Source organism: Methylobacterium sp. J-078 (assembly GCF_022829285.1).
Taxonomy (GTDB): Bacteria; Pseudomonadota; Alphaproteobacteria; order Rhizobiales; family Beijerinckiaceae; genus Methylobacterium.
This window is the reverse complement of the sequence record NZ_JAKSYI010000108.1, coordinates 113,186-125,104: the sequence shown is the minus strand read 5'-3', so window position 1 is coordinate 125,104 and position 11,919 is coordinate 113,186. Positions and strand designations below refer to the sequence as shown.

The 11,919-nt window shown below is 73.2% G+C and carries 9 protein-coding genes; 4 read left to right on the top strand and 5 right to left on the bottom strand.

Going from position 1 to position 11,919, the window contains the following annotated elements:
- Nucleotides 1–191: 191 nt before the first annotated feature.
- The 3 genes from MKK58_RS16865 to MKK58_RS16855 form a co-directional block, all read right to left on the bottom strand.
- A complete protein-coding gene (locus MKK58_RS16865) occupies nt 192–1,730 on the bottom strand; it encodes a septal ring lytic transglycosylase RlpA family protein (protein WP_243913137.1) in 1,539 nt (512 codons plus the stop codon).
- Between the two features lie 388 nt (nt 1,731–2,118).
- The gene (locus MKK58_RS16860; protein WP_243913135.1) at nt 2,119–2,430 is read right to left on the bottom strand and encodes a ribbon-helix-helix domain-containing protein; all 312 of its coding nucleotides are present in this window, start codon (nt 2,428–2,430) and stop codon (nt 2,119–2,121) included.
- Entirely contained in the window at nt 2,414–3,052 is a 639-nt protein-coding gene (locus tag MKK58_RS16855; protein WP_243913133.1) for a ParA family protein, read from the bottom strand. Before MKK58_RS16855 ends, MKK58_RS16860 begins: the two co-directional genes overlap by 17 nt.
- A gap of 351 nt (nt 3,053–3,403) precedes the next feature.
- On the opposite strand from MKK58_RS16855, the gene MKK58_RS16850 reads away from it, so the two are divergent.
- A complete protein-coding gene (locus tag MKK58_RS16850) occupies nt 3,404–3,985 on the top strand; it encodes a PAS domain-containing protein (protein WP_243913132.1) in 582 nt (193 codons plus the stop codon).
- A 46-nt stretch (nt 3,986–4,031) separates the two neighbouring features.
- On the opposite strand, the gene MKK58_RS16845 is transcribed toward MKK58_RS16850, so the two are convergent.
- Both MKK58_RS16845 and cobF read right to left on the bottom strand, forming a co-directional pair.
- Nucleotides 4,032–5,306: a hypothetical protein gene (locus MKK58_RS16845; RefSeq protein WP_243913131.1), complete on the bottom strand. Its 1,275-nt coding sequence runs from the start codon at nt 5,304–5,306 to the stop codon at nt 4,032–4,034.
- Between the two features lie 244 nt (nt 5,307–5,550).
- A complete protein-coding gene (gene cobF / locus MKK58_RS16840; RefSeq protein ID WP_243913130.1) occupies nt 5,551–6,312 on the bottom strand; it encodes a precorrin-6A synthase (deacetylating) in 762 nt (253 codons plus the stop codon).
- Between the two features lie 202 nt (nt 6,313–6,514).
- On the opposite strand from cobF, the gene MKK58_RS16835 reads away from it, so the two are divergent.
- The 3 genes from MKK58_RS16835 (at nt 6,515) to MKK58_RS16825 (ending at nt 11,914) form a co-directional block, all read left to right on the top strand.
- Nucleotides 6,515–6,931: a hypothetical protein gene (locus tag MKK58_RS16835; RefSeq protein ID WP_243913129.1), complete on the top strand. Its 417-nt coding sequence runs from the start codon at nt 6,515–6,517 to the stop codon at nt 6,929–6,931.
- A gap of 99 nt (nt 6,932–7,030) precedes the next feature.
- Nucleotides 7,031–8,758 carry an efflux RND transporter periplasmic adaptor subunit gene (locus MKK58_RS16830; protein ID WP_243913128.1) on the top strand — a complete coding sequence of 576 codons (1,728 nt, stop codon included), beginning with the start codon at nt 7,031–7,033 and terminating at the stop codon, nt 8,756–8,758.
- Between the two features lie 12 nt (nt 8,759–8,770).
- Nucleotides 8,771–11,914, top strand: a complete 3,144-nt coding sequence (locus MKK58_RS16825) for an efflux RND transporter permease subunit (RefSeq protein WP_243913127.1) — start codon at nt 8,771–8,773, stop codon at nt 11,912–11,914.
- Nucleotides 11,915–11,919 lie beyond the last annotated feature (5 nt).

Genomic DNA, 11,919 nt, shown 5'->3' with positions numbered 1-11,919 from the left:
CGCGCCGCAACGAAGCGCGCCCTGCCACGACTGATCTCAAACCCATGTCCTGCCTCACGCCGACCCCGTCACCGCCCCCACGATCAAGCGTGACGTTACAGGCAATCGCCGCCAAGATCGAACCAAATCCCGTGCGATTTCAAGCACGCGACGATCCATCCGCCGCGCGGCTCCGGGCTCGCGCCCGGACTTCAGCGGGCCTCGGCGAACTGGGCCCGGGCGCGCCCCTGTGCCTTGGCGGGCGCTGCGGCGACGGACGTCCTGTCGGCGGCGCCGGCCCAGGTCGCGGACGCCGCCTTGGTACCGCCCGCCTTGGGTGCCGTGGCATCGGCCGCGAGGCGGGCCAGGGCTGCCTTCGACGGCGGAGCCATCTTGGAGGCCAGATCCGTCCTGGGAGCCGGAGCCATCTTGGGCGTCGAGCCCGCCTTCGAGGCGAGGCCGGAGGAATCCTGCGCGGCGAGCCGGGTCGCGGCTGGGTGTGACCCGGAGGATCTGGCGGAGGCCTGCAGCGGAGCCAGCGGTCTGCCCGCGGCGGCCACGCGGGTCGATCCGGACTCCGGCTTTCCGGTCACGGGCCGCGCGGGTTGGGCGAATGCGGCGGTGGCCGGCGGGACCTTGCCGGTTACTTTGCCGGCGGAGGGCACGGCGGCGAAGCGGCTCGCGACCTCGACCCGGCCGGGCTCCGGCCGGGCGCCGGCCAACCGCAGGGGCGGCGGCGTGAGGCTGAGCGGGGCGGCCTGCGCCACGGCGTGATGGGGCTCGGCAGGGGCGTGCCGCACGGGCCGGAAGGTCGTGTCGCGGTTCGCCGTGGGCTGGAGCGCGGCCGGGACCGCCACGGTGGCGGCGCCCGCCACCAGGACCGGCGCGGACCGGGCCGGGCGCGGCGCCGGGGCCGCCTCGGGCGCCTCGGCGCTCGCAACGCCGGAGGCCGGATTCGCGGTTTCGGCGTCGGCCTCGCGCTCGCCGGCCTCCTTGAAGGCCAGGGCCGGGCGGGTGGCGCGGGCCAGGCGCTCCGAGGGCACCTGGGGCGCGTCGGGACCGAGATCGGCCAGCATCACCGGGGATTGGCCACGGATGGCCGCCGGCTGCCCGTCGGTGCGCAGGGTCGCCAGCAGCTTGCGGTCGTCGCTGCCGGCGGTTGAGGCCTTGCCGGCATACTCGACGCGAACCCGGGCGGTGCCGCTGCGGCGGAATTCCAGGGCCTGGGCCACCTCCTCGGAAACGTCCATCAGGCGATTGGCGTGATAGGGGCCGCGATCGTTCACCCGCACGATCATCGAGTGGCCGTTTGCGAGGTTGGTGACGCGGGCGTAGCTCGGCAGCGGCAGGGTCGGGTGCGCGGCGGCGATGGAGTTGCGGTCGAAGACCTCGCCGTTGGCGGTCAGGCGCCCGTGGAAGGCCGCGCCGTACCAGGAGGCCAGGCCCTCACGGACGTAGCCCTTGGCATCCTCGCGCGGCACGTAAGTGCGCCCGGCCACCACGTAGGGCTTTCCGGAGAAGCGGCGGCCGCCGCCCTTGGGGATCACGTCGCCCTCGTTGTAGAGGCGCGGGCTCGCCTTGACGCCGTATTTCGGATCTCGGCCCGAGCCGCCGGAGGCGGGGGCGCCGGCGAATTTCTGGGTGTTCTGCGCGCAGTTGGCGGTGGTCAGGGCCACGGCCGAGACGGCCAGCAGTCGCCACAGCGGCAGCGGGGCCGGCCCCGGATGTCCGGCCTTCGTCGAACGCGCCATCGCGATGATCCGCCCCAAGCCCTCGCCCCGATACGCACACACGCTGGATCGGCCCGCCGGCGGGCAAGAGCAGGACCGGCCGGACCCTCGGCGGGGGCGCTTCCGCCCCGTTCGAGAGCCGGAGGATTGTCCGGATGGCGTAAAAGAAGGCTGAACGATGCCGGGCCGGACCTGTCCCTCGGCACGGATGCCTTGGGGCTCGGGTCTGATGCGACAGATCAGGATGTCTGCGTAACCGCTTGTCGTTGAACCTGAATTTTCCGGTGTTCGGAGCCTGCACGCCCATTCGAGCGCGGCATCCACCCTGCCCTCATCCGGCGCGTACGGACACCCTGACAAAAGACTGTCAGGGCTCTCTTTTTCGGGTTTTTACGAAGGACCCGAAGCCTCAGCGGGCCCCCGGGTCGTTGAGCTGCTCGATCGAGCGGGCGCCGCGCTGCTTGAACAGCAGGTCGAGGGCTTCCAACATCAGGCCGTGCATCTTGGCGCGCTCCGCATGAGCAATGTCGCGCAGCTGGTCGTAGACCGGCGGCTCGAGATAGACCGACATCTGGCGAGCGCGTTCCTTCAGGGTGGCGGGCGTGCGGCGGGGCGGGGCACCGGTGTCGAGCTGGACGATCTCGGCAGTCTGCTGGGGCTTTCCCGGCGCGGACGACGCCGCGACGATGGAGGCGAGGCTGAGCTTAGGCGGCTTTGGCATGCTTGCTCACCTGCATGCGCTTCTCGATCCAGCCCCAGAGCTTGCGCACCTCCATGGCGGCCTGCCCCTTCGGGTTGAACTCGGTGACGCCCTGTCCAACGCCGATTGCGTCCTGGTGGTCCGTGCGGGCGACGATGTTCACGTCGGGCAGGATGCCGAGCACGGCGAGCCCGTCGGCGGCGTCGCGGATGCGGTAGGAGCGCGGCGGGGTCTGGTTCAGCACGAAGGCGAACTTCTTCTCCAGCCGGTAGATCGCCGCCAGCGTCGGCTTGAAGGCGCGCAGGTCCGCCGGCGTCGGGCGGCACGGGATGATGCAGAGGTCGGCGGCGCGGATCGCCGAGAGGGTGCCGGCGGAATCCACGCCGGGCGTGTCGATGAAGACGTAGTCGTAGGCGGACTCGCGCAGCTGGGCCATCACGCCCTCGATCTGCGTGGCGTCGATCTGCGCCACCTCCGGGCCCTCGGCGCTGCGATGGTCGAGCCAGTCGCTGATCGTGGCCTGGCGGTCCATCTCGAGGATGCAGACCGAGAGCCCGCGCTCCTGAGCGGCGACCGCCAGCGAGATGCAGAGCGTGCTCTTGCCGCTCCCCCCCTTCTGGGTGACGAACGTGATGGCTTTCATCCTGACATCCCTTCGCGAGCGTCGACGAATCCGGGTGACGTGAGGCGGGCGGACAGGTCCGGCAGGCCCGGATCGGCGGCGGGGAATGGCCGCTGGTCCCCGTCCTGTGACACCAGGATGCTGCGATCCGGGTGTCGCCCATCATGGTTAACCAACGGTTAAGCCTGCGGGCTGAGCCGCGGCCGCGATCAGCAATCTCAGGTTGCCTGATGGGAACCCAAATTCACCCCGTCCCCTTTTCGCGCGGTCTGATCTCTCCTAGAATACCGACCTGTGGACGATCCCGGGCCGTCCGGACTCTCAACCTCAGGTCAATACGTGGCCGGTCCGTGGGTGCCGGTGAGGAAGCTCATGGCGCGATCTCCCTCCCTCGGTCCGGACGGCGCGGACGATCCGGACGGCCTGCGCGCGGCTCTCGCCGCGTCCGGCGTGGTCGGCGTCTGGCGCCACGACATCTGGGCGGATCGCCTCGCCCTTTCGGCGCCCCTGGCGCGGCTCCTGGGGCTCGTGCCGGAGGCGGGGAGGCGGGGGCGTCCCCTGGCGGATCTCCTCGCGGCGACGCACGGGGACGACCGGGTCCGCCTCGAGAGCGCACTCCACGCGGCCATCACGCGGGGCGGCACCTTCGCGGTGGCCTTCCGCACCGCGCCCGCCGCGCGCTGGCTCGACCTGCGCGGCCGCATCGAGCGCGACCCCGCCGGGCGGCCGACCTGGGCGCGGGGGATCGTCCTCGACCTCACGGAGGATCGGACGGAGAACGCCCGGGACCAGCACCGGGTGAACCGGATGGCCGAGCACGCCATCGCCCTGCGGGGCCTCGCCGAGGCCCTCGAACGCCCAGGGCTGACCCGCCTCCTCGACCGCCTCATGGTGGAGATCGGCTTCGAGCTCGCCCGCCATCTCCGGGAGGCGCCGGACGGGCAGCGTCACTGAGACGGGGAGCCCGGGCCCGAAGTCGTCCGCAGGGTTTCCGGCAGGATCAGCGGGGCAGGGCCGTCGCCTCCTGGGCTGGGCGGGGCGGGTGGCTCGCCAGCGCCCGCAGGGTCGCCCCCGCCTCGGGGCCTGCGAGCGCCCGGGCATAGGCCGCGATCAGTCCGGCGCAGTCGCGCGGGGGCCGCGCCGCGGACCGGGCCGGGCTTAAGGCCCCGCCGCCCTGCCCCACCGCCCGCGCGAGCAGGGCGCGCGGCGCGGCGTCGGCCCGCCCCCCACTCCCGGCCGAGAGCGCCTCCTGCGCCAGCAGGAGGTTGCCCTCCCCGCCGATGGCGCGGCAGGCTTCGGGCTCGGCGCGCCGCATCGCCCGCAGGAGCGTCCGGCCGATCTCGACCCAGGTCGCATCGTCCGCGCCGCGCAGCACCCGCGCGATCTCGGCCTGGGCGCGGCCGCGCAGGGCATCGAGGGCCTCGCCCTCCGGGCGCCCGGCCCGGTAGCCGTCGAGATAGGCGTTCGCAATGTCCGCCAGGATCGTCCCGCGCCCGTCGAGCGCCTCCAGCAGGGGCAGGGCGCGCAGGATTGCCGCCCGGGCGCCGGCGGGGCTCGGATCGTCGTCGAGGGTGGAATCCGGGAAGCGGTCGGTCTCCACGATCTCGGTGGCGACCCGGGCCTGGATCAGCCGCACGGCCTCGGGGATCCAGAGGGTCTCGGAAGGGACCGCGAGGGCTTGCGCCGCGAAGGCCGGCTCGACCCCCGCCGCCACGTAGGCCGCCAGCTCCACCGAGCCCTCCGCCTGCAGGATCTGCCCGAACAGGCCGGCATCGTAGGGGGCGTGGAAGCCGAGGCGACCCTGCGCCACGAGGGACCGGGTCGCGCCGCGCACGAAGGCCAGGGTGCAGGCCGAAACGCAGTAATCCGGCACGTAGGTGGCGAGGTTCCGCGCGGCGATGAGCTCGCCGATCGCCAGGGCCTCGTCGACGAGGCCGCCCTCGCTGGTGAGGTGGATGCGCGTCACCTCCGGGTGGGCGGCCAGCAGCGTGCCGAGGCGCGCGGCCGTCCCCTCCCCGATCTCGCCGGCGAGCCGGACGTCGCGCCCGTACGGGCCGAGGGCGATGCGGGCCGCCGGCCCCGGCGCGCGGGTCTGGACAAGGTCCTCCAGTCGCAGCGAGAGGTCGGCGTACGTGGCCTTGAGGAGGGCGGGCACGCCGGAGGCGGTCAGGGCGCAGCAGGCCGCGGCGGCCAGGATCGCCGTACCGAGCCGGCGGCGCCCTTGTCCAAGCTGGCGCCTGGCGCCGAACCCCGCAATCCGAACCTCATCCGCCATGCGACAGCCCTCCCGATCCGGCGCCAGCGACAATCATCGCGGCGGCAGGACAGGCCGATTATTGGCCCTGCGAAGTCTCACGCAAACACCCTGCCAGTCCTCGCGCAGTCGCGGCGGTTCTCAAGATTTGAGGAGAGGGATGTTTGTCGATGTGGCCCCGCCGCAACGGAGAAGAATCGCCTGTCACCGATCCCGGAGACCGCCAAAGTCTTCCAAGGCGCGGTCGAACGTGTCGCAGGCGGCCTCAGGTCCGCTCGGGCGGGCGCAGGAGGTAGGTGTCCATGATCCAGCCGTGGCGGGTCCGCGCGGCCTCGCGGAAGGCGCCGATCTCGGCGGCGACGTCGCCCAGGCGGCCGGAGACCAGGATCTCGTCGGGGGTGCCGAGGAAGGCGCCCCAGTAGATCGTCAGATCGGGGTCGAGGTGGTCGAAGCGGGGCCGGCCGTCGAGCATCACCACGGTGGCGTCCGCGCCTTTAGGCAGGCCGCCGGCGATCTGCCGGCCGGTGGTGATGGTGATGGGCCCGCCGATGCGGTTGAGGGGGATGCGGTGGCCGGCCGCCAGCGCCTGGACACTGGTGATGCCCGGGATCACCCGGACCGCGAGTTCGAGGGTTCCGCGCGCAAGAATCCGGTCGATGATCCGAAGCGTGCTGTCGTACAGGGAGGGATCTCCCCAGACCAGGATGGCGCCGCAGCCCTCGGGCCCCAGTTCGCGCGCGATCATCGCCTCGTAGAGGGCCGCGCGCGCGGCGTGCCAGGCCTCGACGGTGGCCCCGTAATCGGCGGGGTTGCGGTCGCGCTCCGGGTCCTGCGCCTCCACGAAGCGATAGGGCTTCTCGGTGAGGTAGCGGGTGCAGATCGCGCGGCGCAGGTCCACGAGGTCGGCCTTCGCGCGCCCCTTGTCGAGGGCGAAGACCACGTCGGCGGTGTTGAGGGCGCGGATCGCCTGGATCGTCATGTGCTCGGGGTTGCCGGTGCCGATCCCGATCACCAGGAGTGTTCTCATCGCGCGCCGTCCTCCACTCCCGCCCGGGCCGCCCGCTTAGAGCATGCGGCGGGGAAGGGGAACCGGCTCCGCCAAACCGCCTGCGTTCCCAGCCCCTTAGGGTGATCCCGGGTGTCCGCGGGCACGCCGCGCGCGAAAACCGGTCTGTCGCTCTCCCGTCCCGTGTGCTATGCACCGGCCCGACATGACGCGCGTCCGGCACATGGCACTCTGGCTCGCGGCGGTGATCGCTCTGATCGCCGTCGGCCTCATGCCGTCGGGTGCGCAGGCCCATGCCGGCCATCCGCGCGCGCCAAGTGCCTCCGCGACCGCCCTCCCCCCGACCGCATCGGCCGAGGCCCGGACCGGCGAGGCGCAGACGCTGCTCCCCCACCTCGCGGTCCGGACGGTCGTCGTGCTGGCGGCCTCCCCGGTCAGGGCGCTGGGCACCGGCGCCTGCGACGGTACCTGCTGCAATGCAGGCTGCCGCACGGGCTCCTGCTGCACCGGGGCCGGGCTCGCCCCGGACACCGACGACGCGGCCGGCCCGCGCGGTCCAGGCGACCGCGCCCTGGCACGCGCCCTCCCCGCCCGGACGGACATCGTCCCGGAAGCCCTTCCCGAACCACCCAGATCCTAAGCCCGACGCTGCCCCGCGTCCCCCAGGCCCGCGAGACTCCCGACGGAGGCGCGAGGCCGGGACGCCGTTCCGTGCTCCTCGGCGAAAGAATCCTGGTCCATGCTCCGTTGCCTCGCGGCCGCCCTGCGCGTGCTCGCTCTCCTCGTCGCCCTCGCGCTCCTCGGCCCCCCTGCCCTGTCCGGGCCGGCCCTCGCCCATGAGGGCCACGATCACGGCGCGGAAGCGCCGCCCGCCCCGGCCGCGACCGCCCCGCGGGCGGAGGCCGTCTCCGAGCGTTTCGAGCTCGTGGCCGTGGTGCAGGGCACCGACCTCGTGCTCTACCTCGACGCGCTTGCCACCAACGCCCCCGTCCCGGAGGCGGGGGTCGCCGTGATGACGCCGGAGGGCCGGCGCAGGGCCGCCGAGACGGCGCCCGGCACCTACCGTCTCGCGGCCCCCTGGCTCGCGGCCGGAGACGACCACGACCTCGTCGTCGGCGTCTCGGTCGAGGGCCGCACCGACATCCTCAACCTCGATCTCCACCTGCCCGCCGCGACCCCGGCCGCCGGCCCGTCGACCCCGGTCGCAGCCGCGACGGCCACGGCCCTGGCCGACCGCCTCGCCCGGCAGAATCCGGCGGCCCTGGCGGCCAGCGGCTTCCTGATGGGGCTCGGGGTGTTCGCCCTGGCGCGCCGGCGACGCGCGGGCCAGGCTCTCGTCGGCCTTCTCGCGGTCGGGGCGACGCTGGTCGTGGCCTTCATCCTCGGCGGCGCGGCGCAGGCGCACGAGGGCCATGGCCCGGACGAGACGGCGGCCCCCGTCACCCCGGCGGCCCTGACCGGCGGCACCCTGATGGAGCGGGCGCGTCGCCTGCCCGACGGCTCGGTCTTCGTGCCCAAATCGCTCCAGCGCCTGCTGGCCCTGCGCACCGGCCTGACGGCGCAAGCCTCCGTCACCCGCGGCGCCGAGCTGCCGGGCCGGATCATCCCCGACCCGAATGCCAGCGGCGTGGTGCAATCCTCCGTCGGCGGCCGGCTGGCGCCGCCCGAGCGCGGCTTTCCCCGCCTCGGCACGCGGGTGGCGCGCGGCGACGTGCTCGCCACCGTGACCCCGCCGGTCCAGGCGGTGGACGTCTCCGACATGCGCCAGCGCCAGGGCGAACTCGACCAGCAGATCGCCATCCTGGAGCGCCGGGTCGGGCGCTTCGAGCGCCTCTCCAGCACCGGCGCGGTGGCGCAGACGCAGCTCGACGACGCCCGCTCGGAACTCGGCGGCCTGCGGGACCGCCGCGCCGCCCTCGACGCCATCCGGCGCGAGCCCGAAGCCCTCGTCGCCCCCGTCGACGGCGTCATCGCCGAAGCGAACGCGGTGGCGGGCGCCATGGCGGCCCCCGGCACGGTGGTCTACCGGATCGTCGACCCGGGCAGGCTCTGGGTCGAGGCCCTGAGCTTCGAGGCGCTGGCCGAGGGCAGCCGGGCCACCGCGCGGCTCGGCGACGGCGGCACTCTGCAGCTCGCCTATCGCGGCACGGGCCTCGCCGACCGCAACCAGGCGGTCCCGGTCCAGTTCGCGATTCAAGGCGACGGGCGCAGCCTGCGTCTCGGCCAGTTCGTCACCGTGCTGGCCCCTATCGGCTCGGCCAAGCCCGGCTTGCCGGTGGCCCGCTCCGGCATCGTCCGGGCGGAGGGCGGCAGCCTCGTCTACGAGCATGTCAGCGCCGAGCGCTTCATGGGCCGCCCGGTGCGGGTGGCGCCCCTCGATGCCGACCGGATGCTGGTGGAGGACGGGATCGCGGCCGGGCGCCGCGTCGTCGTCCAGGGCGCCGAGCTCCTCGACCAGATCCGCTGACGGGAGCGCCCGATGTTCGAAGCCATCGTCACGCAGTCCCTGCGCAACCGCCTGCTCGTGCTGGCGCTCGCCGCCGCCCTGGTGCTGACCGGGCTCCTCGCCCTCACCCGTCTGCCGGTCGACGTCCTGCCCGATCTCAACCGCCCCACCGTCACGGTGATGACGGAGGCCGAGGGGCTCGCCCCCCCGGAGGTGGAGCAGCGGGTCACCTACCCGATCGAGACCCGGATGAACGGCCTGCCCGGCGTCACCCGGGTGCGCTCGGTCTCCGGCATCGGCCTGTCCATCGTCACCGTCGAGTTCGCCTGGGACGCCGATCTCTACCGGGCGCGCCAGTTCGTGGCCGAGCGGCTGGCGCTGGCCCGCACGGAACTCCCCGCCAACGTGATGCCCCAGATGGGGCCGGTCTCCTCGATCATGGGCGGCATCCTGCTGGTGGCGGTGACGTCCGAGACCGCGAGCCCGATGAGCCTGCGCGAGACCGCCGACTTCACCATCCGCCCGCGCCTCCTCGCGATCCCGGGGGTGGCGCAGGTCATTCCCATCGGCGGGGAGGTGCGCCAGTTCCGGGTGGCGCCGAACCCCGCCGCCATGCGGGCGCTCGGCGTCACGAACGCCAGCCTGACCCAGGCGCTCGAAGGCTTCGGCACCAATGCGGGCGGCGGCTTCACCGATGCGGGCGCCCGCGAGGTGCTGATCCGCGCCATCGGCCGGACCATCGACCTCGACGACCTGCGCAACCTCGTGGTCGGCACGCCGGCTGGGCCGGTCTACCTGCGCCAGGTGGCGGAGGTGGACTTCGCCCCCCGGCCCCGGCGGGGCGACGGCGGCTACATGGGCAAATCCGCCGTCATCGTCTCAGTGGAGAAGCAGCCGGGCGTCGACACGGTGCGGCTCACGAAGACCGTGGAAGACGCGCTCGGTCAGCTCGGCCCCAGCCTGCCGCCCGGAATCAAGGCCGACAAGGTGCTGTTCCGGCAGGCGGACTTCATCGAGACGTCGCTCCGCAACGTCGTGACGGTGCTCCTCGAGGCCGTCGCCGTGGTGGCCGTGGTGCTGTTCGCCTTCCTGATGAACGCGCGCACCACCCTGATCTCGCTGACCGCGATTCCCGTCTCGATCCTCGCCACGGCGGCGATCTTCTCCGCGCTCGGCCTCTCCATCAACACGATGACGCTCGGCGGCCTCGCCATCGCCATCGGCGAACTCGTCGACGACGCGGTGGTGGACGTGGAGAACATCCTGCGGCGCCTGCGCGAGAACCGGCAAGAGAACCTGAATGGGGGCTCGCCCCATTCGTCCTTCGCGGTGATCGTGGCGGCCTCCAACGAGGTCCGCTCCGGCATCGTCTACGCGACCGTGATCATCTGCCTCGTCTTCGTGCCGCTCTTCGCCCTCTCGGGCATCGAGGGGCGGCTCTTCGCGCCGCTCGGTCAGGCCTACATCATCGCGATCCTGTCGAGCCTTCTCGTCTCCCTCACCCTGACCCCGGCCCTGGCCTCCTGGCTGCTCCCCGGCCTCAAGGGCCTGGAGGCGCCGGAGGGCCGGCTGATCCGGGGGCTGAAGGCCGGCAACGGCCGCCTCGTCGCGTTCGCCTTCGGCCACCAGCGCGGCGTGATGGCGGCGGCCATCCTCGGCGTGGGCGCGGCGGCCTATGCCGCCACCACCCTGCCACGGGCCTTCCTGCCGCAGTTCAACGAGGGCTCCTTCACCGTCAACCTCGCCTTCACGCCGGGCATCTCGCTCGCCGAATCGAGCCGGATCGGCGCCATCGCGGAGGGGCTGGTGCTGGACATCCCGGAGGTGGACCGGGTCGGGCGCCGCACCGGCCGGGCCGAACTCGACGAGCACGCCGAGGGCGTCCACTCCACCGACCTGGAGATCGGCATGAAGCCGAAGGGGCGCCCGCGCGAGGCGATCGTGGCGGACTTGCGCGCGCGCCTCGGGGTGCTGCCGGTCTCGGTCAATATCGGCCAGCCGATCTCGCACCGCCTCGACCACATGCTCTCCGGGGTCAGGGCCGAGATCGCCCTCAAGCTGTTCGGCGAGGACCTCGACGGCCTGCGCCGCACGGCGGACGCCCTCAAGACGGCGTTCGAAAAGATCCCCGGCATCGCGGATCTCGCCATCGAGAAGCAGGTCCGCATCCCCCAGCTCGAGGTTCGGGTCGATTCCGGCCGCGCCGCCCTCTACGGCATCAGTCCCGGCGCCGTGGTGGATGCGGTGAGCCGGCTCGCCAACGGCCGGGTGGTCTCGACGCTCGTCGACGGCCTGCGCCGCTACGACGTGACCCTGCGGCTGCCCGAATCCGGCCGCTCGGTGGCGGCCCTGCGCGAACTCCTCATCGAGACGCCCACCGGCTGGGTCCCGGCCCACGCGCTCGCCGACATCGCCGAGCGCGACGGCCCCAACCAGATCCTGCGCGAGAACGGCCGGCGGCGCCTGGTCATCCAGGCCAACACCCAGGCCGGGGCGGACGGCTCGGCCGTGGCCGCGGCCATCGCCGAGACGCTCGCGCGGACCACCCTGCCCCAGGGCATCACCGCGACTCTCGAGGGCGCATTCCAGGCGCAAGGGGAGGCGACCCGTACCATCGGGCTCCTCAGCCTCGTCTCATTGGCCCTGGTCTTCGCCCTGTTGGCGAGCCGCTACCGCTCCGGGGTGCTGGCGCTGATCGTCATGGGCAACGTGCCGCTCGCCCTCATCGGCAGCGTGGCTGCGCTGTTGATCGCGGGGCTGCCCCTCTCGGTGGCCTCGATGATCGGCTTCGTGACGCTCACCGGCATCGTCGCCCGCAACGGCATCCTGAAGATCAGCCACATCCTCAACCTCGGGCTCGCCGAGGGCCTGCCCTTCGGCCCCGCCCTGGTGCTGCGGGCCAGCAACGAGCGGCTGGTACCGGTCCTGATGACGGCGCTGGCCGCCGGCATCGCCCTGGTGCCGCTGCTGGTGGACGGCACCGCCCCCGGCAAGGAGATCCTCCATCCCGTCGCCGTGACCATCTTCGGCGGCCTGTTCAGCGCCACCCTCCTCGACGCGGCGCTCACCCCCGTCCTCGTCCTGCGCTTCGGCGCGGGCGCCTTCGCCCGCCTGCGGGCGGCGCGGGCACCCGCACCCGGCCCTGTCGCGGGCGCCCCCGCCCCGGCCCTGTTCTGACCCCA

Excerpts from the sequence above, each read along its gene's own strand:
- MKK58_RS16865 (WP_243913137.1), bottom strand. The coding sequence starts at position 1,730 with ATGGCGCGTTCGACGAAGGCCGGACATCCGGGGCCGGCCCCGCTGCCG.
- MKK58_RS16860 (WP_243913135.1), bottom strand. The coding sequence starts at position 2,430 with ATGCCAAAGCCGCCTAAGCTCAGCCTCGCCTCCATCGTCGCGGCGTCG.
- MKK58_RS16855 (WP_243913133.1), bottom strand. The coding sequence starts at position 3,052 with ATGAAAGCCATCACGTTCGTCACCCAGAAGGGGGGGAGCGGCAAGAGC.
- MKK58_RS16850 (WP_243913132.1), top strand. The coding sequence starts at position 3,404 with ATGGCGCGATCTCCCTCCCTCGGTCCGGACGGCGCGGACGATCCGGAC.
- MKK58_RS16845 (WP_243913131.1), bottom strand. The coding sequence starts at position 5,306 with ATGGCGGATGAGGTTCGGATTGCGGGGTTCGGCGCCAGGCGCCAGCTT.
- cobF (WP_243913130.1), bottom strand. The coding sequence starts at position 6,312 with ATGAGAACACTCCTGGTGATCGGGATCGGCACCGGCAACCCCGAGCAC.
- MKK58_RS16835 (WP_243913129.1), top strand. The coding sequence starts at position 6,515 with ATGGCACTCTGGCTCGCGGCGGTGATCGCTCTGATCGCCGTCGGCCTC.
- MKK58_RS16830 (WP_243913128.1), top strand. The coding sequence starts at position 7,031 with ATGCTCCGTTGCCTCGCGGCCGCCCTGCGCGTGCTCGCTCTCCTCGTC.
- MKK58_RS16825 (WP_243913127.1), top strand. The coding sequence starts at position 8,771 with ATGTTCGAAGCCATCGTCACGCAGTCCCTGCGCAACCGCCTGCTCGTG.